Annotated in this window: 21 protein-coding genes and 1 tRNA gene; 9 read left to right on the top strand and 13 right to left on the bottom strand. The window is 36.7% G+C overall.

Going from position 1 to position 21,497, the window contains the following annotated elements:
* Window positions 1-3: 3 nt before the first annotated feature.
* Window positions 4-3,006 carry a SusC/RagA family TonB-linked outer membrane protein gene (locus tag LS48_RS01110; RefSeq protein WP_062619116.1) on the bottom strand — a complete coding sequence of 1,001 codons (3,003 nt, stop codon included), beginning with the start codon at window positions 3,004-3,006 and terminating at the stop codon, window positions 4-6.
* A 620-nt stretch (window positions 3,007-3,626) separates the two neighbouring features.
* Here LS48_RS01110 and LS48_RS01105 point away from each other — a divergent pair.
* From LS48_RS01105 to LS48_RS01080, 6 genes are all read left to right on the top strand, one after another.
* Window positions 3,627-3,902 (top strand): helix-turn-helix domain-containing protein, encoded by a 276-nt coding sequence (locus LS48_RS01105; RefSeq protein WP_062619115.1) that lies wholly within the window; start codon window positions 3,627-3,629, stop codon window positions 3,900-3,902.
* A 151-nt stretch (window positions 3,903-4,053) separates the two neighbouring features.
* The gene (locus LS48_RS01100; RefSeq protein WP_062619112.1) at window positions 4,054-5,862 is read left to right on the top strand and encodes a DUF4209 domain-containing protein; all 1,809 of its coding nucleotides are present in this window, start codon (window positions 4,054-4,056) and stop codon (window positions 5,860-5,862) included.
* A gap of 258 nt (window positions 5,863-6,120) precedes the next feature.
* Complete coding sequence (locus LS48_RS01095) at window positions 6,121-7,164, top strand: hypothetical protein (protein WP_062619109.1); 1,044 nt, start codon at window positions 6,121-6,123, stop codon at window positions 7,162-7,164.
* Between the two features lie 314 nt (window positions 7,165-7,478).
* A complete protein-coding gene (locus LS48_RS01090; protein ID WP_062619108.1) occupies window positions 7,479-8,030 on the top strand; it encodes a hypothetical protein in 552 nt (183 codons plus the stop codon).
* Between the two features lie 19 nt (window positions 8,031-8,049).
* Window positions 8,050-8,526 carry a helix-turn-helix domain-containing protein gene (locus LS48_RS01085; protein WP_062619106.1) on the top strand — a complete coding sequence of 159 codons (477 nt, stop codon included), beginning with the start codon at window positions 8,050-8,052 and terminating at the stop codon, window positions 8,524-8,526.
* Complete coding sequence (locus LS48_RS01080; protein WP_062619104.1) at window positions 8,526-8,990, top strand: hypothetical protein; 465 nt, start codon at window positions 8,526-8,528, stop codon at window positions 8,988-8,990. Before LS48_RS01085 ends, LS48_RS01080 begins: the two co-directional genes overlap by 1 nt.
* A gap of 324 nt (window positions 8,991-9,314) precedes the next feature.
* On the opposite strand, the gene LS48_RS01075 is transcribed toward LS48_RS01080, so the two are convergent.
* The 4 genes from LS48_RS01075 to LS48_RS01060 all read right to left on the bottom strand — a co-directional run bounded on the left by LS48_RS01075 (window position 9,315) and on the right by LS48_RS01060 (window position 12,550).
* The gene (locus tag LS48_RS01075; RefSeq protein WP_062619102.1) at window positions 9,315-10,586 is read right to left on the bottom strand and encodes a type II toxin-antitoxin system HipA family toxin; all 1,272 of its coding nucleotides are present in this window, start codon (window positions 10,584-10,586) and stop codon (window positions 9,315-9,317) included.
* 2 nt (window positions 10,587-10,588) lie between these two features.
* Window positions 10,589-10,852, bottom strand: a complete 264-nt coding sequence (locus tag LS48_RS01070; protein WP_062619100.1) for a helix-turn-helix domain-containing protein — start codon at window positions 10,850-10,852, stop codon at window positions 10,589-10,591.
* A gap of 166 nt (window positions 10,853-11,018) precedes the next feature.
* Window positions 11,019-12,263, bottom strand: coding sequence for a site-specific integrase (locus LS48_RS01065; RefSeq protein WP_062619097.1), 1,245 nt, complete (start codon window positions 12,261-12,263; stop codon window positions 11,019-11,021).
* Window positions 12,264-12,473: 210 nt separating this feature from the next.
* Window positions 12,474-12,550, bottom strand: a tRNA-Pro gene (locus LS48_RS01060).
* Window positions 12,551-12,915: 365 nt separating this feature from the next.
* Between LS48_RS01060 and trxB the strand changes: the two genes are divergently transcribed.
* Window positions 12,916-13,878 carry a thioredoxin-disulfide reductase gene (gene trxB, locus LS48_RS01055; RefSeq protein WP_062619745.1) on the top strand — a complete coding sequence of 321 codons (963 nt, stop codon included), beginning with the start codon at window positions 12,916-12,918 and terminating at the stop codon, window positions 13,876-13,878.
* 66 nt (window positions 13,879-13,944) lie between these two features.
* Here the strand turns inward: trxB and LS48_RS01050 are convergent, their stop codons facing one another.
* The 6 genes from LS48_RS01050 to LS48_RS01025 all read right to left on the bottom strand — a co-directional run bounded on the left by LS48_RS01050 (window position 13,945) and on the right by LS48_RS01025 (window position 18,029).
* The gene (locus tag LS48_RS01050) at window positions 13,945-14,376 is read right to left on the bottom strand and encodes a hypothetical protein (RefSeq protein WP_131807675.1); all 432 of its coding nucleotides are present in this window, start codon (window positions 14,374-14,376) and stop codon (window positions 13,945-13,947) included.
* Between the two features lie 151 nt (window positions 14,377-14,527).
* Window positions 14,528-15,247 carry a head GIN domain-containing protein gene (locus tag LS48_RS01045; protein WP_045079959.1) on the bottom strand — a complete coding sequence of 240 codons (720 nt, stop codon included), beginning with the start codon at window positions 15,245-15,247 and terminating at the stop codon, window positions 14,528-14,530.
* Window positions 15,248-15,264: 17 nt separating this feature from the next.
* Window positions 15,265-17,028, bottom strand: a complete 1,764-nt coding sequence (locus LS48_RS01040; RefSeq protein WP_062619093.1) for a PspC domain-containing protein — start codon at window positions 17,026-17,028, stop codon at window positions 15,265-15,267.
* Window positions 17,025-17,363, bottom strand: coding sequence for a PadR family transcriptional regulator (locus LS48_RS01035; protein ID WP_062619092.1), 339 nt, complete (start codon window positions 17,361-17,363; stop codon window positions 17,025-17,027). The genes LS48_RS01040 and LS48_RS01035 overlap by 4 nt, the downstream gene beginning before the upstream one ends.
* Window positions 17,360-17,545 (bottom strand): hypothetical protein, encoded by a 186-nt coding sequence (locus LS48_RS01030; RefSeq protein WP_062619091.1) that lies wholly within the window; start codon window positions 17,543-17,545, stop codon window positions 17,360-17,362. Before LS48_RS01030 ends, LS48_RS01035 begins: the two co-directional genes overlap by 4 nt.
* Window positions 17,529-18,029, bottom strand: a complete 501-nt coding sequence (locus LS48_RS01025; protein ID WP_062619090.1) for a DUF4870 domain-containing protein — start codon at window positions 18,027-18,029, stop codon at window positions 17,529-17,531. The genes LS48_RS01030 and LS48_RS01025 overlap by 17 nt, the downstream gene beginning before the upstream one ends.
* Window positions 18,030-18,163: 134 nt before the next feature.
* On the opposite strand from LS48_RS01025, the gene LS48_RS01020 reads away from it, so the two are divergent.
* Both LS48_RS01020 and LS48_RS01015 read left to right on the top strand, forming a co-directional pair.
* Window positions 18,164-18,616, top strand: a complete 453-nt coding sequence (locus tag LS48_RS01020; protein ID WP_062619089.1) for a DUF4442 domain-containing protein — start codon at window positions 18,164-18,166, stop codon at window positions 18,614-18,616.
* Between the two features lie 190 nt (window positions 18,617-18,806).
* Window positions 18,807-19,004, top strand: coding sequence for a hypothetical protein (locus tag LS48_RS01015; RefSeq protein ID WP_045079953.1), 198 nt, complete (start codon window positions 18,807-18,809; stop codon window positions 19,002-19,004).
* Between the two features lie 96 nt (window positions 19,005-19,100).
* Here the strand turns inward: LS48_RS01015 and LS48_RS01010 are convergent, their stop codons facing one another.
* On the bottom strand, window positions 19,101-20,039 hold the full coding sequence (locus LS48_RS01010; RefSeq protein WP_062619087.1) for a hydrogen peroxide-inducible genes activator: 939 nt from the start codon (window positions 20,037-20,039) through the stop codon (window positions 19,101-19,103).
* Between the two features lie 57 nt (window positions 20,040-20,096).
* The gene (locus LS48_RS01005; protein WP_062619084.1) at window positions 20,097-21,431 is read right to left on the bottom strand and encodes a DUF58 domain-containing protein; all 1,335 of its coding nucleotides are present in this window, start codon (window positions 21,429-21,431) and stop codon (window positions 20,097-20,099) included.
* Window positions 21,432-21,497: the final 66 nt, after the last annotated feature.

Genomic DNA, 21,497 nt, shown 5'->3' with positions numbered 1-21,497 from the left:
TGGTTAAATTTTAAATTCTACACCCATTGTGAGCACACTGAGTGGGGGAAGGTTTCCAATGGAAAGGGTTTCTGGATCTGGTCCCAAGTACTTGGTAATGGTAAATAGGTTTTGCCCTGTTAAAAAGATTCTGCAATCCACATTTGTTGCAATTTGGCTGGGAAGGTTATAAGAAAGGGCAATATTCTTAAGGCGCACAAAAGATGCATCCCCAATCGCTCCCGTTGCATTATAGGAATTTATATATGCCAGATAGGCCCCGTTGTTATAACCCGCAGAAAATAACTGTATCGATGCATCATCGCCTGGATTTTGCCATTGGTCCAGTATTGCAGTGGGTTGGTTCCTCATTATCCCTGGGAAGGGAGTGTCGGACAAATAGTTACGAGCCTCCTGCTTTACTAATTGAAAGAGAAAATCCAATTGAAACATTTTATATGTTATTGAATTGGAAAGGCCGCCATAGAATTTTGGTCCCACATCCCTTATTGCCTTTCTATCGTTCGGATTGGAAATAATGCCGTCACCATCAACATCCAAAAACGTATAAACTCCTGTTTGGGGATCTACTCCAGTGGACTGGTATAGCAATTGGATATCCAATGGCTGGCCCACAACATATTGGTTTGCATATGTTGAATTTTCAAGCTGGGGAAAGGAAAGCAGCTTGTTTTTTGGAATGGTCAAATTAATCGAGGTATTCCAAGTAAAACTATCCGTCTTTAGGTTTACCGTGTTCAATTCAAATTCAAGACCAGTATTTTGTACCGTTGCGTCCAGATTGGATTGGATACTTGTAAAGCCTGTTGTGCCGGGTAAAGGAATACCCACCAGTTGGCTGGAGGAGCGGTTTCTGTAATAGGAGGTGGATAACATTATCCTATCATTTAATATACCCAGTTCTATTGCGGCCTCAAGTTTACGATTCGTTTCCCAACCAAAATCAGGATTGTATAACTGTACTGGGGATAGGGTCTGATTTCCCTGATAGGAAAGGCCATTGGTGGTATAGGTATTCAAATAGCCATAATTACCAATTTGGTCATTGCCAGTGGTACCATAACTGGCGCGTAACTTTCCAAAGTTGATAAACGGAAATACTTTAGCCATAAATGGTTCTTCTGAGAAAATATATGCCGCACCCACGGCTCCAAAATTTGCAAATCTATTTTCCGCACCAAAACGGCTAGAGCCATCGCGCCTTGCTGTAAGGTTTACGATATATTTTTTATCCCAGTTAAAATTTATCCTTCCGAACAATGCCCGATAGCGGTACATTTCTTCCGTGTCGCTTTCAATGGTATGAATGGCCGCTGCAGCGGCATTATAGATAACCGTATTACTGGGAAAGTCCCTTGCAGATTGGAACAGTTGATCAGCATTATCATTTTGCAGGGTGGTACCCACCAATATATCCAGTACTCCTTTCCCCAAACCGAGCGTATAAGTAGCCTGTGGTTCGATGATCCAGGAGCTAAGATCTCCGTTATTTATGGTTAAGATGGAATAGCTACTGTCCAGACCGAAGGAGGGTTTGTATATGGTATGGGGAGCTGTTCGCGTTTCTTCAAGACTGGTGGCAAAATATCCGAGATTGGCCTTAAGACCAAACCCTTTAAAGGGGGTATAGGAAAGTACGGTGTTTGCGCGCAGATAATTGGCGTTGGATTTATATTTTGCATTAAGCGCTGCCAAGGGATTATCGAATGTATTGTCCTCCCAATTAAGTTCTCCATTTTCATTATAAAGGGCGGGTGCATTTGGTGGAAGGGTCAAGGCTTCCCGCACCAGATTTGTGGCTGGAAGATTATTTTTGTCAACTACATAATTACCACTTATTTGAATACTGAATTTATCATCTGCCGTGGAATGGTTGAGGTTTAGGAGAATTGAGCTTTTTTTATATTTATAATCGCCTGGTAATACTGTGGACTGTTCCCCATAACTACCCTTTACCAAAAAACGTGTTTGCTCGTTACCGCCCTGAACGGAGGCATGGGCGTTATTATAATAGGCAGTGCCCCCTAAAAGTTCGTCCTGCCAATCCGTATAGCGATTTTGGTCCCAGGTGCCGTTTATATCATAATCAAAGGATGGATATTCCGTTATTCCATCATTGGCAAATGCCTCTCTACGCATGCTCAAATATTGTTGGGTGTTTAGTAGCTCCATACGGTGTTTTATTTTTCCCACGCCAGTACTGCTACCAATTTCGAAAGTGGTCTTTCCCCCTTTTCCTTTTTTGGTGGTTATTAAGACCACGCCATTTGCGCCGCGGGAACCATAAATAGCGGTGGCATCAGCATCTTTTAATACTTCTATGCTTTCTATATCATTTGGATTTATTCCATTCAAAGGACTTTGGGGAACATAACCAAGTACGGTGGAAACCCGTGAATCTCCTAACGATTGGGAGGGGTAGGGTACGCCGTCCACAATATAGAGCGGTTCGCTACCATCGGCGCGGATGCTATTGCGTCCACGGATACGCACCGAAAACCCACCGCCGGGCACGCCAGTATTCTGAACAATATTCACCCCTGCCATTCTGCCCTGCATAGCGGCAAGGGGATTGGAGACGGGTTGGTTCTCAATTTGGGCAGCGGTAATGCGAGCGATACTTCCTGTTTTCTCCCTGTCAGAAACTTTATAGTATCCCGCATTGATAACCACCGCATCCAAAGCCTGCGCATCCACCTCCATAACAACGTTCATAATATTGTTGCTGCCAACTGCAACTTCCTGCAACTTATAGCCTACATAGGTAAACACAAGCGTATCGTTTGCGGCCGCAGTAACGGAATACCGCCCCTCCAGGTCGCTAATGCTCCCCCGGGCGCTGTTCTTTACCAGGACGTTGACGCCACCAAGTGGGCCATCGCCATCGGTAATAATGCCACTTATAGTTTTTTGTGGCTGGTTCTGTGAAAAAGTAGGGGAGTAGTAAGTGAGAAAGAGGGCAAAAGTTAGTGCTAGGGCATAGCTTCGCCGGTAGTAATTTTTCATACTTTTGTAATGTTAAATTAGACAACTGATTTAATGTTGGCCTTTCACACGTTGCGCAACAGGGTGTGAGGGCCTTTTTTTTGGTCCCCCCGGCCCCCGAAGGGGGTGAGGAGCCTTTTTTTTCGTGAGTCGTGAAGCGTGAGACGGTTTACATCCCTCTAAATCTCCCTTCAAAGGGAGACTTTTTAATGCTTCTTGAATTCACGATCCTTATTATTCATAAGCAATATCATTTATTTTAAATATTACTTGCGAAGCTTCTTGGTGGAAGAAACAGTTGCCTTGAAAGAAAGTTGAGGGAAGAAAAAACGACCAAGCCCAATACAAAAGGGCGTGGCGCTCAACCTATTGCATTAGAGGTACTGGTATACCCTGTGTACAGATAGGCGAGTCACTCACGCCCCGGGCCGTGAGCACTCTGCTTCTCTTCTCGTACACATAAAAATTACCAGTTTTCTAATGCGAGATTCAAAGCGAATGCATCTAAATTTTTCAATTAGAAGAATCGCAAATTTATATTATAAAAACAAATATAGTAAAAAATATTTAATGGTAAGATATATCATACCATAAATATTATTAATAAGTGAGAAATTTATCAATAGCTAAAGAGAATCAAGGTGACTGAGAAGGAAAAAATTGGTAATTACTTATTTAAATTAAGGGAGAAAATTCCCAGTAAAGAATATAATAAACCTCATATTTCTCAGCAGGAACTGGCGGATAATCATCCTGGGTTAACTAAATTTACAATTGGTTCTATCGAAAGAGGTGAAGGTAATCCTACTTTAGATAAATTAATTCTCTTTGCGAAGGGATTAAATTTAAAGAAAGTTAATCTTTTCGAAATGCAAATTGATGTCGAAAAATACATTAATGAGTTGAAAGAAAAATAAATTAAATAATATTAATTATTCTCCCCAATATTAAAACCCACTCTTACGGTTTTCCTTAATGAGTGGGTTTTTCTTTGTTTTATATTTGAAAAAAACTGTCATTATTGTACATTATTTAATATATAATATAAAAGTTTAAATAGCTTATAGTATGATAAAAGTTGAAGATAAAATATTAGATTATTTATCAAGGGTAGAAAATAATAAAGAAATATTTACTGGCTTTTCTGCTGAGTTTCATATCGCAAGCAAAATTAATGATATAATAAAAGTATCAGAAGCGAGAAATCTTTCAGTAAATTCTTTGAATGAACAAATGGCTTTTGATTTTTTACCTGACTATCCTAAAAATGAAACAAGTTGGGGAACATATTATGGGCCTAAATGGATTATGCCCAATGAGGAGGGAATAATGATTGAGTACCCCAGTATTCAAAGAATAAATGAGGATACCATAAAATATTGGACTAAACGAGCAACACAGGTAAATAATCCAATATTAAAATATCGATATTGCGACCTTCTTTTAGATTTTTCTAAAAAGATCTCGGGAAAAAATCCACCAATCTTAATATTTCAAAATGTTATTGATTCTGCCATCTCGATAGTACGTAATTCATTGACTTCAGAACTTGATTCCATAAAAAAACTAAAACGTGCGTTGGATATTTCATTAAAATGTAAAGATGATATACGTATTGAGTCCTCGGCACTTTGCATGATTGATCTTGAAAAGAGAATTGGAGTGGATAACAAACCAGGTCTTTGGGGATTTTCTCTTAAGTCACTTGTATTAAATAAAAGTAGAAAAAAGATTGGTCTCAACGATACTCAAACCGCACTTCTAATAAAAGATTTAGAAGCTCGTTTAGCGCGGTCAGAGGATATTCATATAATCAAATCTGCCGCCACACCCTTGTTAGAGTATTATAGTTTGATAAATGACGAAATAAACTTACGTCGAATACTATTAATTCTAAAAGGAACTTATGAATCTGATAAGCGTATGAATAGTGAAGCTTTAATCACTATTCATAATTATGAAGAGATTTTAAAGATTTATCAAAAATATGAAAACAAATTTCCAAGCTTAAAAAAAGATAGTGAAGATATTTTAAAAGAGATGAGCTCTCTAAATCTTGATTGGAAAAAGTCTATGAAAAAGGTTTCATCAAGTGTAACAATTGAGAAAAGTAAAATAGAGAATTACGTGAATATCGTTTTTGGCCAGAATAATCAATATTCTCAACGAATATTAATGGGTAGAATCGGCACAATATTTATACCTAATAGAAAAACGCTAGAAGAACGTTTAAAAGAAACTGCTAAAAAAACACCATTTAATTTTCTCATTACTACTCAGGTTATTTCTGAAGAAGGGTACCATGTAGCCACTATGAATTCTCTTGATGATGATTACGAAAAGCATTTTAACCATTTCGCAAATCAAGACCTAACTTTTCAATCCTTAATGATTTCATTTATTATGGAAGAATTACGAAAAAGGTTATCGGAAGATAAAGTTATTGCCTATTTTAAATCATCCCTTCTTTTTAAAAATGAAAATTCAGAATACATATCTAAATCGTTAAATGCATATTGGAGAGAAGATTATTTAATTTCTTCTCATTTATTTATTCCATTAATTGAAAGTGCAATAAGAATGCTGATTAAGATATCCGGGGGCATTACCATTAAAGCTAATGAATTAGGCGGATATGACAGTCTTCTTCTTCATCAATTATTAAAAAATGAACAAATCTTTAATGGTGTTTATGGAGTACTTGGGAAAAATATGTTATTTTATTTTAAAATGGTTCTTACTGAGAAGTTAGGTATGAATTTAAGAAATGATTTTGCCCACGGTTTAAATAAATCCAAATTTTTATCTTCGGCTGTATCAGATAGATTATTTCATATTCTTATTTGTTTAAGTTTGGTAGAAGATAGAAAAAATTAGTTGTTTTTCGGACATTGGAAATATGACTGTGAAATATTAGAAAGAGAATAAATTTTATACTTGGAACTCACTTTATAAAGATACACACTGGTCTTTTCTTCAGTGATTGGTGAGTTTGTGTTTGTATTATTTTTCTATAAATATGGCTCATTGGCAAATTAAAAGCAGATTAAGCATACTAGCTTTAAGGACGCCAGTAGTATATAGAAGTTAAAAAAGGGTATATAAAAAAGTTGTTCTCAATGTTAAAAGAAACTTATGGCTGAAATTGAAAACCTTAAATATTTTGCACTTTTGGAAGAGTTTGAAACTTCCGATAAGCTAATTAAATTAGGTTTCGGCGAATTACAAAATATAAACTTGAATAACAGTTTTTACTTTCTTCCCTTTCAGCTTTTATCGCAGGGTTTTGAAAGATTTATGAAAGCATATATTTGCTTAGGTCATTTCCATCTGCATAAAGAACTTCCGAATTTCAAGTATCTAAAAGAATTAGGGCACGATTTAGAAAAATTGTTGAGCGAAATAATTGATAATTATTATTTTGATTTTAATCGACCGCAATATGATTCAGACGAGGGTTTTATAAAAAATGATTCCGATTTACGTCAATTGCTGTTTATTCTTTCAGAGTTTGGCAAACTATCTCGCTATCATAATTTCGATATAATTACAGATAATACCAAAATTGGTGTTAACACAAATAAACTCTGGGAAAAATTTGAGAACAGCATTCTTACTTCAAAAGATTATGAAAATCTCATGGACTTTGATTTAGCTCAAGAAGTATATCACAAAATTTCTAATCACATAATCATCATATTTGAAAAATTTGTTTCCGCACTTTCAAGACAATTTGTATTTAAGTGTTTAGGTCAAATAGGATTAGCAGTAACGGCATCGACTTTTATGGATTTTGGATTGCTGTACGATAAAGATTTTGGAACAAAAGATTATAGAAAACAAACAACCAAATATATAGAGTCCCCAAAAAGAGTACATAAACGAACGGTTGTCGATGAAGTTCAGCGAAAAACAAATCCTGACTTCAAATGGAAAAAAATTAACAGATCAGAATATGATGGCGATTGGCCATTTTATGTAGATGATGTGATAATTGAGTGCCGGCAACGGCATTGGTGTATTATTACTATCGATGGATACGATTACGCATTAAATGGCGCTGCCAAAGGAAGATATCAATTGGAAAATCCTCATGATGCAGGAATGGCGATTATGGGAAAGAGTATTTCAGATTTCATAAAAATGGCATTGGAATTAAATCCCGCAATTAAGCATTAAGCACAACAAAGATGGTGACGTTTGCACAACCCCCTAATTTTTAAAAACCGAACCCATATAAACCGCTTTGAGCGGCTTTATTTTTTAGGTAACTTCTAAAAATGAAATAGATAACGGTTCTATTTATTAAAAAACTTTATATTTGGTAATCTCCCCGATTAAAATGCAGGCTGTTGCGGTTGTCCTTAATATCATTAAACTTATTTTACTTGTAAAACAGCAAACTTTATGTTGATAATTTTTAATTGTTTATTAATCTTGACAGTTGTAAATATGTTAATTTTACATCAAAAATAAACCTACAGGTTGATTTAATGAAAATAATTGATACATTTGCAATAGTAAAAGATAGTTTATATTCAGTTCAATATGAAACTGAAGACTTAAATGAATTTGCTAAATGTTTTGAATTATGGAACGATCCAATCTATCTAAGAGAGTTTTTCGAACAGCACAAAAAGGATTTAGACAACGAGTTTTGGAAAGGCCTTACAATTGAAGAGGCTATTATTAAAACTAGAGAAGACGCCAGACTTTTTGAAGAAGAATTACTATACGTTGCAGAAACCGGAAAAACTGAAAGACTTGAAACATTATCTACACTATTTGAACCTTTATCTGAAGGCAACATTGAAAAAAAGTTTGAAAAAGACAAAGCTAAAGGTGTGAAAAGGCCTAGTTGGCTTCGTATTTATGCCATAAGAATTGAAGCCAATCTATTTGTAATTTGTGGGGGAGGTATTAAGCTTACACCAACAATGAATGAAAGATCCCATTTGTTATTAGAATTAGACAAGTTGGAATTCACTCGTGATTACTTATTAAATGGAGAAGAGGAAAATTTAGAATTCTTCGAATTGAATTAAAAAAACCAAACGGATACCAATGAGTATTAACAGCATAAAAAATAGACTTAAGGAAAATTCAAAGCAAGATAATACTTGGATTGAAAGAGCAAAATATCGTAAAGAAAATAAAGCTTGGCTTGATATTTCTTTTGCTATTGCTGTAAAAGTAATGTCTGCACTAAAATCGAATAAGGCCGCTAATGTTTTTCCAAAAACCCAAAAAGAATTAGCTGAAGCAATGGTTTGCTCCCCACAGTATGTTAATAAACTATTGAAGGGGACGGAGAACTTGCAACTAGAGACTATTACTAAAATTGAGCAAATTTTAAGTATTAATTTAATTGAAGTTCCAGTATTTCAAACGACAGTTCAAATTCAAGTTGAGCAATATCAACATTATAATAAATCTGATGAATCAGTAAAAGTAGAGTCCAATCTTTCAAATTATGAAGAATTGTTTGGAGCATTTTCTTATGAAAACGAACCTGACTGCTATCTTAAATTAGTTGCATAATGGCTGAAGAAAAAAATAAAATAGGCTTTTCATTAAAAAAAATTACAACTGAACAGTTTGCAATTATTGAATCGTCCTATATAGAAGGTGAAGTTGTAGAGTTAAAAGCTGGTTTAAGATTTGGAATTAACTTTGAAAATCATATTATTTCAGTAGTTTTTTCTACTAATCTTATTCAAGAAAAGTCTCCCTTTTTAATTATAGAAGTTGGTTGTCACTTTAATATAAGTAAAGATGCTTGGGAGAGTTTCTACAATGAATCAAAAACTGAATTAATAGTTCCAAAAGGATTTATTGGCCATTTAGTAATGTTGACTATAGGGACCACAAGAGGAGTTCTTCATAGTAAAACAGAGAATACCCCTTTCAATAGCTTTTTGCTACCAACATTAAATGTGATGGAATTAGTTAAAAAAGATGTTGTTTTTAAGGTAGAAGGCGAAAAGAAACAAAACGCTATTTAACCAAGATAGTTATGGGTAAAATTTTAAATGAAAGAAACATTTTTACATTATCCTAATATACTGCATGATTTTAGCATTGATTTAATTTTTTCCCAAAAGAAAACATTGTATCTGGGATTCTCCCTAATTAAATGTGTGCTGTTATGGTTCTTCGTAAAGGGTGGGTTTGAGTTAGGGGTGGCTCGGTACATCCCTAAGTAAGTTCGGGACACTCGGTCACCGTAGTGATTTTAAGTGGATTTTAGGTTGAAATAGAGCTTAAAGCCTAAAGCTTATAGCAAAATGGCTATATTTAGTATTCTCTCAAATTAAAAATACTATCTTTTATATTATCCGAAAAAACTCTTTTTCAATAGCCTTACTGACTCTTGCTGGTATATCCAAATCTGTTGTAATAACTTCCCAATCATCTATTACAGTTTGAACCTCATTGATAATGCCTTTAGGGTTTTTTATGACATGTGTTTCGGCAATGGTCATTATATCTACTAAGGTAATGTTGTTTCTTTTATTGTTTATAGACAATGCTCTGGCAATATTTGTATAATTGAGATTGATGTTTAAAGGATATGTTAGATCATAAGCCGGAGCCAAATTCCAGGAGTCTGTATTTTTATTATATATAAAACTGTGGTTTTTTAAGTGATCGTCAATATTAGCAAATACGATATTAAACACCATTCTTTTAAACAGTTCTTGGATGTCCTTATACGGGACTTTAAGATCCAACGCCAGTTTGAAGACATTCTCGTAACTAGCATTTTCAGGTTTTTTAAAATCCCATCCCGTTAGGCCAGAAGTCGTTAAGACGTGTTGTTTCTCTCCATCTTGTCTATCATAGCGCAGGGTTGCGAAATGCTTATTTTCTATCAATTTTGAAGGCATCATTTGGATTCCAGCCTTTTGTGCCATCAAATAGTAGGCGTATTCTATTTTTTCTTTATTGTACTCTTTTTCATCTTCCTCATTGAGACAGAGTTTTACCAAATAATGATTGTAATCATTGCTATAATCCATATCGCCAGGGATAATAGCACCTGTTTTTTTATTTTCCGAAATTAGGATTTTAGGTCTGGCTCCTCCAGCTGAGGTTCCAATTTTAAAAATATTTAACAGGGCAAGATCACTCAATTCTTTTCCTGCGGTTTCATTTTTTAAATCCAACACTTTATTTAATACTTGGACTATTTCGGTGATATCTATGGTTGTTGATTTTGGTATTTCAGCCACTGGGCGATACTCTAAAGCTCCCATTCCTCTATTAGAAACATAGGTTAACTGTTCTAAGGGAGTGATTTTTTGAAACTCTTTATTTTTAGCTTCGAACCATTCCTTGAAAATAATATTACCAAACATATCAGGTAGGGAATCTGCAATCATAGGAGGGAGGCCCCGAAACGTTTCGCCTTCAAAATTTGTGAAGAGTTGAACCGGTTTTATACGTTTGAAGATATATGGAAAAACATTTGTGTATTGATTGGACTCCAAGAAGTCTGGATTGTACTGAAAATAGGAAGTCCGTTTGTCTACATCATAACCTATTTTGCCTATTTCCAGCCCGAACAAAACGACTTCTATGAGATTATTTTTAGCCATTTTTAATATAATGAGTTTATATCATTAGTGTTTTCCAAGTTTTTTAATGCTTGATATAATTTTTCTAACAAATTGAAATGATTGGCAATTTTAAGTACTGTATCTAGGGTTGCATTTTTACCATTTTCAAATTTCTGAATGGTATAGCGCGAGAGGCCTAGTTCTTGAGCAAGGTCTTCCTGGGATATTTTGTATCTTTGTCTTTGCTGTTTGCAAAGCTCACCGAGCTGTACTTTTACTTCCCAAATTGTAACTGCGTCAATCATTATATGGTTTATTATAATACACAAATATAATAAAAAACGAATAAATGTGTATTATAATAAACACTTTTCTTTATTATTAATGTATTAAGCTTTGGCAAAAAATGAAATATTTGCCAAATATTAATAGTAATGGGGGTACAAAAATTAGCAGATACTATTTCATAAACTATCCCGTTTTATTTTTAGATAATTCTTGATTTTGTAATACACTCCTAAGATTACCTATATCGTCGCTAATTCTCTTTTCAAGAACCCTAGCATAAACCTGTGTAGTGGATAACTTGGAGTGGCCCAGAAGTTTTGAGACGGTTTCTATAGGCACGCCATTGCTTAGTGTAACCGTGGTGGCAAAGGTATGCCGGGCACAATGAAAAGAAAGGCTTTTGTTTATTTTTAATTGTACCATAATCTCTTTTAAATAGGAATTGAGCTTTTGATTTGAAAATACTGGTAAGAGTCGATCTTGTGATTTCATTTCATTTTTATACTTTTCAATAATCTGTCCAGCTATACTTAGGATAGGAATTTTCACTGTTTGGTTAGTTTTTTGGCGAGAGGTGTAGATCCAATCGTTTCCGTCAATACCTTTCACGATATTGGCTTTCTTTAGGTTTTTTACATCAATGTAGGATAGGCCAGTGTAACAAGCAAAGATGAATATATCCCTGGTTTTGTTTAAATAACTCTTTTCTGAATGGAATTTTAAAATTTTCTCTATTTCAGAATGGGTTAAAAAATGTCGCTCCGTTTTGATGAATTTTAGGGAGAATTTTGCGAATGGGTCGCGCTCGATCCATTCTAATCTCAACGCTAGATTAAGGAGTTTTTTTAGTCTTTCCAGATGCTTCATTACTCCGTTATTTGTCAAGGGTCGTGATTGTAACTGAGCCACATTTCTTCTTAGGAAATTTTCAAAATCAATGATAAAGGCATAGTTGAGGTGTTCCAGATAAATGTCTTCGGTTTTACGTTCGATCTGGAGGAATCTCTTTATGTATGTTTCGGTAGTGAAATAGTTTTTTAAAGTGCCATGTTTTAATACGGATTTCATATTTAAGTTATGATACGTGCTCAACTGGAGTAAGGTTTTATTAATATCATCTTCGCCAAGATAACGAGCCTTAACCGATAGGGGTGTGATTAGTTTTTTTTCTTTTAAAAGCTCACGATAGGCTTCATTGATATCAACGTAAACTTGGTCTAAGTACTTATTGATTTGGAAAGTTTCAATACTTGAGCCTTTTAATCTTGATTTTGTTTTATCCCACAGGGTAGTGGTAAATTTTCGTTTTAGGCTGAAAAGGGTTCTTTTGCCATTTGTTGTTATTCGAACATACAAAGGTGATTTTCCTTTGGATTCTTTTTCGAATCTTGGTAAGAACATTACCGAAAAGGTAACCGAATTTCTCATGATATTTTCGTTTTCAAGTTGAACAAATGTTTGAAAACGAAGGTCAAATCAGGGCTGCCGTATTTTTAGGTTTTAAAAAAAGGGTAACCGATTAGGTATCATTTATAATGATTTTATATCAAAATTAAGCATTTTCTCTTATGGCCTAAAAAAGATAAAACCCTGTAAATCATATGATTTACAGGGTTTTGGTGTCAAATGGTTTTGACTTGGTCGGGATGACAGGATTTGAACCTGCGACCCTACGCCCCCCAGACGTATACGCTACCAGACTGCGCCACATCCCGATTGATATAATTTTATTACTTTTTAGGAAAGTAATAGTGGCTTTTTTTTTTCGAAAATTTCGTGTGGTGCAGTTTACACTAAGCACAGCGGAAGTGCCACATTCCGAAAATTGAACGGCAAAAATAAATAATTTTATAGGTTTGACAAATTGTTTTACCTTTTAAAATTTACCGATTATCTATTAATACTTCATAGAGAAAATAGTAGATAGTGGGAAGAAGTTTAATTTTGATTTAGGCATCTTAAAAAAAATGCCACAATAGCGAACAATGATAATAAAATAACAATTCTTCATAACTTTTCGGTTTTCATTCCTTTGAAAGTTGTTATTTTTACCATTCAAAAAATACAGAAGAACACAATCATGAGCGAAACTATCGAAAGAATTAAATGCCTTATTATTGGCTCAGGGCCAGCAGGATATACTGCTGCCATTTACGCCGCACGTGCCGACTTAAAACCTGTAATGTACACAGGAATGGAGCCTGGCGGACAATTGACGACAACAACTGAAGTTGACAATTTTCCCGGTTATCCTGAAGGAATTGACGGTCCAACAATGATGGTTCAATTGCAACAACAAGCGGAACGTTTTGGAACGGAAGTAAGAATTGGAATGGTTACAGCCGTTGAGTTTAGCGATGAAGTGGGAGGAATCCATAAAATCATCGTGGACAATGCCACAAAATTGGAGGCTGAAACAGTGATTATTTCCACCGGTGCAACCGCGAAGTATCTCGGATTGCCAAGCGAACAAAGATTGCGTGGTGGCGGCGTATCTGCCTGTGCGGTTTGTGATGGGTTTTTCTATAAAGGACAGGATGTTGCCATTGTGGGAGCGGGTGATACCGCTGCGGAGGAAGCTACTTATCTTGCCAATATTTGTAACAAGGTCACTATGCTTGTTCGAAAGGATTATATGAAAGCATCCAAAGCTATGCAACATAGAGTAAACAACACTAAAAACCTTGAAGTGCTTTATAACACTGAAGTGGACGAAGTTTTAGGCGGCCAAGTAGTGGAAGGTTTACGAATGGTAAACAATCAAACCGGTGAAAAGAAGGAGATAGCAATTACGGGCCTCTTTATAGCAATTGGCCATACGCCAAATACCGAAATATTCAAGGGACAACTGGATATGGACGATACGGGATATATTATAACTAAGGGCAAAACCACCAAAACCAATAAGCCCGGCGTATTTGCCAGTGGCGACGTGCAGGATAAGGAATACCGCCAAGCGGTAACTGCTGCGGGTACAGGTTGTATGGCGGCTTTGGACGCGGAGCGTTACTTGGCGACGATCGAAACTGAAGTGACAGCTTAAGGAGAAATTTTACAAACAAAAAATGCCGCAGTTTAGCGGCATTTTTTATTTTTTTTAAACTTCAATTTAGAGCTTGGTAAAGGTCAACAATTCAACATCTCCATCGCCACCGCTTATATCGGAAAGTTCAATTTGGGAATTGGTGACAGACACAATATCCCAATCGTCATTTATTTCGTCAAATGGTATTTGCTCGCTGAATTGGAGGACCAATTCCTCGCTGCTGCTGGACGAATTGTCATAAGCCCAGGTACCGTTTTCGGTAAACAGGTCATTTTTTGCCATTACCGTTCCGTCTTCCTTAAAGGTAAAGATGAAAGTTTCAAAATCTACGGTATGGTCTGATTGCCCGTCTATCAACTTGCTCACCTTCCATTCTCCCTGCGGTAGGGTGGTTATAATGTTCTCAAATTCGTTGGTGTTTACATTTCCGGAGTCATCATCAGAGCTGCAGGATGCAAACGTTACGATTGCCAATAATATCAATATCTTTTTCATAATTTTTCGTTTTTCCCAAAGATGTGGGTTTAGCATTTAAAACCTCTTAAAATTATGATAAATGACAAAAGGCCTAACAGTAATTTAGCGTACTGTTAAGCCTTTTTTAGCAATTCGGGGGCATTTTTTAAATGAATTCCTGTCGATAGCTCTACATTTTATTTACGCTTCCCGAATGGCTCTTGTTTGAATTTACGGATACAGGATTGCCGTAATAATTTATTTCGCCACCGCTACTTACGTGTGTTTCCAATTTATCCTGCACGTTTACGCTTACTTCGGCTCCACTGGAGGCTTCGGCATTACAATTTAGCACCAAGAGTTCCTTTGCGTCCAGTTCACTTCCGCTGGAGGCGTCGGCATTGAGGGACGACGCTTTTCCGGAAACTTTTAAATCGGCACCGCTACTGGATTTTGCTATTAGTTCCTGGGCAAAAACTTCTACTTCCAGTTCTGCACCGCTGCTGCTTTTTAGGTTCAAATTCTGGCTTTTTATTACAGAATTCCCTGTAACGTCGGCGCCGCTGCTGGCTTCTACCGTGTTGAGTTCCTTGAAAGTAACATAAACTTTTTTTGCTTTGGAACGCCCAATATTTTCAGAAGTGGTAACGTGGAGCTTTCCGCCTTCAATATCGGTTTCAATATATTGAAGCAAATTTTCGTCGGCTTCCACTACAATTTTATTTTCATCACCTTGGGTAAGGTAAACGTCAAGCCCCGCACTTCCACGTACTTCCGTGAAATCTGACGTCACTTCCCGTTCTTGGGTAACTACCTTTCCGTTGCCGTTTTCTCCGGTAGTAATATTTAAGTTACAGGCGCTCAAGATTAGTGCCGCACCCATTGCGATTATCAAGTTTTTTGTTTTCATATCGATTGGTTTTAGTTTTAATCTATTGTAATTGTAAGCGTCTCACTGGTATTGGCCGAAGCGCTATTTTTATTGTTGAAGCCTTCTTTTACCTCTTCCTCCCAGTTTTTATTTTTGATTGTTTTCACACTGTCAACAATCATTTCGGAATTGATGATTTCGGTTGAATCCGCTTCTTTCGTCATTTCTTCCGTTGCTTTGCAATCCAGGCATTGCACCTCGCTTTTAAGAATTCTGTAATAGTGAGTTTCATTGTCCCAATTGCTCAACTCATCAAATTCTGAATTATATCCATAATAGGAATTTGCATTCTCTTCAGAATAAATCACCGTGCCTTCGGGTACATAAACCGTTATTTCAATTTGCTGGTCGCGGTATTTGTTTTTTGTATCGGTTGTAAAGAACCCATCCAGCAATAAGCTGCTGTTATCAAATGAATAATTGTACATAATGGCTTCGGCACGCTTTTTTGCGTCCAGCTGATTGTTGCCCTCTGCCGTTTTTTCAATTACGATTTTTCCTATGGAATCTTTTGTAGGCTCAATATTCAATAAAATATCGCTTGAATAGATTACTCTTTTGTCATCTTCAGTATATTTCAATTCAAGACCGTTTTCACGACTCACTTCATAACTATATTGTTTATCGGCGCGCATCGCAATTCTCAGAGTATCTCCTGTGCGAACAGCAAGGGTCTGCTCTTCAATGAAATTGCCATCGTAAGCTTGTTCGGTTGCCTGTTTTATTCCCAAAACGGCCAAACCAATTACCGATAATGCCCAAACTACAATCAGTAGGATTTTAACGGTAGAGCTCATTGATTTCAGATTGCTAATTAAAAGTTTCAATCCTAAAATGAACAATACAAAAAACGGAATACCCACTGCAAACAGCGATAATAAAGCAATCAGCCACAGAGGAACATTGGTTGTATCAACCAGCGCGATATACTCTGTCAATTCTGAATTGCCCCAAAAATCGATTGAACCAAAGGTGAAAAACCCTACTACAAGCCCAATAATGGTAAAAAGTGAAACGATGATTATCAGTACGCCAATAAACTTGACGAATACTTTAAACAGGGTCATGATTACGTTTCCCAAGCCATCGAAAAAACTGGATGCGCCACTTTTCACTTTGTTGCCGTACTTGTCGTAATCCACGTTTTTTACGCGATCGGCAACATTGTCAAAACCTTCTTTGAATTTTCGCTCTATGTTCGAAATATTCACGGGTTGGCCCGTCATTTTCAATTTTTCCGAAGTGGTGAGCGCTGGCGGAACCAGTATCCACAGCAGGATATACACTACTATGGGGGAGCCCATTCCGGCTACGACCAAAAGTATCCATAAAAGTCTGATCCAGATAGCGTCTATGCCGATGTAGTGCCCAATTCCGGAGGATACCCCAGAAATATATTTGTTGTCCACATCACGGAAAAGTTGCTTGTGTGAAGCATTTGCCCGCGATTTAGAATATGCTCCCGAAGACGGAGGAACGTCCTCAAAAATTTCGTCATCAACTTCATAATCTTCAGGTTGTCCCATCACTGAAATCACTTCGTCAAGATCTTTTAAAGTGACTACCTGTGAAGGGCTTTCAATTTTTTCGGAAAAAAGTTCGCCGATGCGGGCTTCAATGTCCTGCATGATTTCTTCACTACCGTCAGCTCCTTTCAGCGATTTGCGGATGGCGTCCAAGTAGCGCGAAAGTTTCCCGAAGGCATCTTCGTCTATGTGAAAGGAAGTGCCTGCCAAATTTATATTTACTGTCTTGTTCATTGTTTGTTTTTTTCGCTGGTTACTTTGTTCACGGCCTGTTGCAGTTCTGCCCAGGTATCGTTCAATTCGGTTAAAAATAGTTTACCGGTATCGGTAAGTTCGTAATACTTGCGTGGCGGTCCGCTGGTAGATTCTTCCCAACGGTAAGAAAGCAGCCCCGCATTTTTCAGCCTTGTAAGCAGCGGGTAGATGGTGCCTTCCACGACAAGCATTTTTGCGTCCTTTAGAGTTTCAAGAATGTCTGAGGTATATGCCTCGCCGTCTTTTAAAACGGAAAGGATACAGAACTCCAAAACTCCTTTTCGCATCTGTGCTTTTGTGTTTTCGATTTTCATAATTCGTTTTTACTTGTTTTTAATTCTTGTTCGCTATTGATGATGAATGAATAGGGAAGCACACTGGTGGTTTCTTCGCATTGTTGATGAGTCAATGCGCTAACAGTTTCCTGTTCCGTGGGCATACTTACGCCTATAAATTGTAAAATGGCGGCCAATAGGTAACTAACTAATGTGCTCATTTTGAATAGGGTTTTTAAGGTTGGTTTTTATAAATGGAATACAAAGTGGGTAATGATAAAGTTGCCCGCGCGAAGCGTGGATGGACGCATTTATTACGGCATAGAGTTCAAAAACGAACAATGCCAGAAGCAATAAAATGGCCAATCCGAACAATAATATGTATCCTGAAAGATTTTGAATGTTGTTTACTGAAAATTCCCCTGCATTGTTATCAATGGTTTCTATCAATGAAATAAAGTCCGTCGCGAAAATGATAAAGAAGGGGAGACAAATCAATCCAATAAGTATGGTGTAGATTAAAACACTCAGTTGAAAATTGATTGCCTGCTTTCCGTGCTCGTCCACAAAAGCCTTTTCCTTATTGAATGTCCAAATCAATAATGGCGCGATAAAATTCGCGAACGGGAAAAAGTATTTTAAAAAGGTGGATAAGTGAATAAATGCACTTACGTTTTTCTGGTTTTCTGAAATTGTAGTTTCCATTGCTTGTTATTTTCTTATGCAAATATATATCTAAAAGACAGTAGTATGTTACGCATAGTACTATAATTAACATATTTTTAACAAATAGGAAGTGTAGAATATATTGAATATCTTCGTGTAATATTTAAGTCAAAATGAAACTGAGCCCAAGTAAAATCAATACTTTTTTATTATTCAAATTACCTTCCGCTTACTTTACCGGTGTTCGGGTAAAATCAATTTCAGAAACAACTTGCATAACCACGGTAAAACATCGATGGATAAATCAAAACCCGTTCAAATCCATTTTTTGGGCGGTACAGGGGATGGCTGCAGAGCTCAGTACCGGAGCTATGGTTATGTCGAAAATAAAGGAGAGTAATAAAAACATCTCGATGCTCGTGGCGAATAATAGAGCTACTTTCACTAAAAAAGCTAAGGGCAGAATTTTGTTTACCTGTACCGATGGTGCATTAATAAATGAAGCAATTGATAAAACTATTTCTACGGGGAAAGGTCAAACCATTTGGATGAAATCTGAAGGAAAGGATGCGGCGGGGGATGTCGTTTCTACTTTTGAATTTGAATGGACTTTAAAGGTTAAATAGTGTAAACCTCAATTGTGCAAAGGTTTGCGAAACACAGATAGGTGATTAACAATTTTTTAACAAGCTTAATTGGCTCGCAAACAGAATTTAATTCGAAAAAAATGGTTATATTTAAAACGCATTAAAACAAAATCTTCTGCCTATTGTAAAAATCTACCTACTTAAATTTTTAACTAAACCTCAATTAGCTATGGCAAGAGCAATGTTTGATTACACCAAAGCTGTACTTTCAAAAGTAAGTTTTGACGTCAATTTGTTTTGCAAGGAGTTGAAGAAAGCGTTAACCAGATTACTTCCCTACGAAGTAGAAGAACTAAAAGTCTGGATTGACTCGCTTATCAAGCAGAACCCCCAATTAAATCAATGTCTAATTTATCTAAACCCATAAAAAAATCCCGCCTTTTTCGGCGGGATTTTTTAGTTAATAGTTAATGGGTTATTTAGTTATTTCACTGACCATTGAATACTGATCTCTGAATAAGGGCTACTTTTTAGTCGGACTTATAATTTTCACATCCTGAAAAGCAATTGCCCCGCGGATTACGCCAGAAATAATATCGTGCAGCGCATTGATAATTTGCATTTTCAACTCACTTTTGCTGTAAATCAAACTCACTTCGCGCGCAGGGGAAGGTTCCTTAAAATATCTTAAATTCTTGGTTTGCGAAGGCAAAATATCCAAGGTATGTAAATAGGGAAGGAGCGTCATGCCCAAACCTTCGTCGGCTAGTTTTAATAACGTTTCAAAACTACCGCTCTCCAATTGAAATTTTTCACTTCCCCCGTTTTTTGAAGCTTTGCAGAGGTTTATAATTCCATCGCGGAAACAATGCCCGTCTTCTAGCAATAATATATCCTCAATGTCAAGGTCATTGGTTTCCAACTTTTCCTTTGAGGCCAAACGGTGATTTTCCGGAATGTAGCCCACAAATGGCTCATAATAAATGGGTCTTTCTTTTATTTTTTCCTGTTCCAGCGGAGTGGCTGCAATGGCGGCATCTAAATAGCCATCGTTAATTTTTGTAATGATTTCGTCTGTGTTCAGTTCTTCAATTTTCAATTGCACCTTTGGATAACGGTTTGAAAAATTCTTCAAAAACATAGGAAGCAATGTTGGCATTACGGTAGGAATGATGCCGAGTTTGAAAGTCCCACCAATAAAGCCTTTTTCCTGGTCCACAACATCTTGCATGCGTTCCGATTCATTGACAATGTTTCGTGCCTGCTCCACAATTTTTTTACCGACGCCCGTAAGTTCAATTGGTTTTTTGCTTCGGTCAAAAATCTGGATTTCCAATTCCTCCTCCAGTTTTTGAATCTGCATACTTAGCGTGGGTTGCGTAACGAATGTTTTTTCGGCAGCTTTTGTGAAATTCTGCTGTTCGGCGACTGCCAAAACGTATTTAAGTTGGGTGATTGTCATTGTAAATTATATTTATGCAAATTTACATATTTAATCAATATAATTTATAGTGAAAATTTAAAGAAGCCCTCTCGCCTTTATTTCCAAATACTTATTGATGGTATTCACCGTAAGGTTTTCCGGCGCGGTAAGAATGGATTGGATGCCGTATTTATGTAGCTCGTTTACGATCAGCTTCTTTTCATAAATAAATTTTTCAGCAATTGTCTTCTCAAAAACTTGATGGGTGGTGGTTGCTTTTTTGTGCATAAAGGATTTCAACTCGGTATTCTCAAAAAAGATAACCACCAAAAGATGGGCTTTGTTGATTGCCTGTAAATACGGCAACTGACGGTGCAAAGCATCCATAGTTTCAAAATTTGTGAAGAGCAAAAGCAGGCTTCGTTGCTTGATATGTCGCTTCACATCAACATATAATCTTGAAAAATCACTTTCCGAGAAATCGGTTTCCACATTGTAAAGTGTTTCCAATATAAGGTGCATTTGGGCACTTCGCCGTTGCGCGATAACACGGTCTTCCACCTTTCGGGAAAAGGTAAACATTCCCGCTTTGTCGTGTTTTTTGAGGACTATGTTTGAAATAACAAGCGTAGCATTAATTGCATAATCCAGCAAACTCAATTGGTTGAAGGGCATTTTCATCACCCTTCCTTTATCGATTACCGAATATACCGGCTGCGATTTTTCATCCTGAAATTGGTTTACCATCAGGCTGTTTCGTTTTGCCGTGGCTTTCCAATTTATGTTCCGCACATCGTCGCCCGAAGTGTAATCCTTTATTTGCTCAAACTCCATGGTATGGCCAATTCTTCGGATTTTCTTAAGTCCGAAAAGTTTCAGTCTATTGGTAAAAGCGATGAAATCATATTTTTTAAGCTGAAGAAACGAAGGGTAATTTGGCACCATCGCTTCCGCGGAAAACTGTTGTTTCCGGGCAACCAATCCCAAAACCGTAGAGGAAAATACATTCAAATTTCCGAAGTGATATTCGCCACGCTCTGTTGGCCGAACTTGATAGGTGAATTTCTTTTCTTCGGAAGCATTTAAAATAGCTTCAATCTTAAAATCGCGAATCTGCCACTGAATGGGCAATTCATCAATAATTTTCACGGAAGTTTTAAACTGAAACCTATTTACAACCTTAATTTCAATGGAATTATCATCACCGTTGGAAAGTTTTTCAGGCAGTATTCGCTGTGCCTGAATTCCAGTTTTATTTCGATACAATAAGAAGATATCGAAAACAAAAACTCCCAAAAGCAAATAAAATAAAAGCTTAACCACGCCAAACAATTCTTGGAAGAAGTAAGAAAACACAAACATAACCGCCAGCGAGAACAGCACGCTGAAAAATCGTTTTTTTAGGTATAGGCTTTTAAGGAATTTCTTCACTTTTTAAAATTTGTTTCAAGTTTCGGGTTTTTCTATTGGCCATCCGCTATTGAGCGCCCAGCACCC

The sequence above is a fragment of the Aequorivita aquimaris genome, from assembly GCF_001573155.1.
Lineage (GTDB): Bacteria > Bacteroidota > Bacteroidia > Flavobacteriales > Flavobacteriaceae > Aequorivita > Aequorivita aquimaris.
This window is presented reverse-complemented; position numbering and strand designations above follow the sequence as displayed.

Bases quoted from the DNA above. Each gene is read 5' to 3' on its own strand.
- LS48_RS01080 (WP_062619104.1), top strand. From the start codon at position 8,526: ATGGCTGAAGAAAAAAATAAAATAGGCTTTTCATTAAAAAAAATTACA.
- LS48_RS01065 (WP_062619097.1), bottom strand. From the start codon at position 12,263: ATGAGAAATTCGGTTACCTTTTCGGTAATGTTCTTACCAAGATTCGAA.
- LS48_RS01100 (WP_062619112.1), top strand. From the start codon at position 4,054: ATGATAAAAGTTGAAGATAAAATATTAGATTATTTATCAAGGGTAGAA.
- LS48_RS01010 (WP_062619087.1), bottom strand. From the start codon at position 20,039: ATGACAATCACCCAACTTAAATACGTTTTGGCAGTCGCCGAACAGCAG.
- LS48_RS01015 (WP_045079953.1), top strand. From the start codon at position 18,807: ATGGCAAGAGCAATGTTTGATTACACCAAAGCTGTACTTTCAAAAGTA.
- LS48_RS01070 (WP_062619100.1), bottom strand. From the start codon at position 10,852: ATGATTGACGCAGTTACAATTTGGGAAGTAAAAGTACAGCTCGGTGAG.
- LS48_RS01050 (WP_131807675.1), bottom strand. From the start codon at position 14,376: ATGAAAAAGATATTGATATTATTGGCAATCGTAACGTTTGCATCCTGC.
- LS48_RS01090 (WP_062619108.1), top strand. From the start codon at position 7,479: ATGAAAATAATTGATACATTTGCAATAGTAAAAGATAGTTTATATTCA.
- LS48_RS01035 (WP_062619092.1), bottom strand. From the start codon at position 17,363: ATGAAAATCGAAAACACAAAAGCACAGATGCGAAAAGGAGTTTTGGAG.
- LS48_RS01025 (WP_062619090.1), bottom strand. From the start codon at position 18,029: ATGGAAACTACAATTTCAGAAAACCAGAAAAACGTAAGTGCATTTATT.
- LS48_RS01040 (WP_062619093.1), bottom strand. From the start codon at position 17,028: ATGAACAAGACAGTAAATATAAATTTGGCAGGCACTTCCTTTCACATA.
- LS48_RS01075 (WP_062619102.1), bottom strand. From the start codon at position 10,586: ATGGCTAAAAATAATCTCATAGAAGTCGTTTTGTTCGGGCTGGAAATA.
- LS48_RS01110 (WP_062619116.1), bottom strand. From the start codon at position 3,006: ATGAAAAATTACTACCGGCGAAGCTATGCCCTAGCACTAACTTTTGCC.
- trxB (WP_062619745.1), top strand. From the start codon at position 12,916: ATGAGCGAAACTATCGAAAGAATTAAATGCCTTATTATTGGCTCAGGG.
- LS48_RS01095 (WP_062619109.1), top strand. From the start codon at position 6,121: ATGGCTGAAATTGAAAACCTTAAATATTTTGCACTTTTGGAAGAGTTT.
- LS48_RS01045 (WP_045079959.1), bottom strand. From the start codon at position 15,247: ATGAAAACAAAAAACTTGATAATCGCAATGGGTGCGGCACTAATCTTG.
- LS48_RS01020 (WP_062619089.1), top strand. From the start codon at position 18,164: ATGAAACTGAGCCCAAGTAAAATCAATACTTTTTTATTATTCAAATTA.
- LS48_RS01030 (WP_062619091.1), bottom strand. From the start codon at position 17,545: ATGAGCACATTAGTTAGTTACCTATTGGCCGCCATTTTACAATTTATA.
- LS48_RS01085 (WP_062619106.1), top strand. From the start codon at position 8,050: ATGAGTATTAACAGCATAAAAAATAGACTTAAGGAAAATTCAAAGCAA.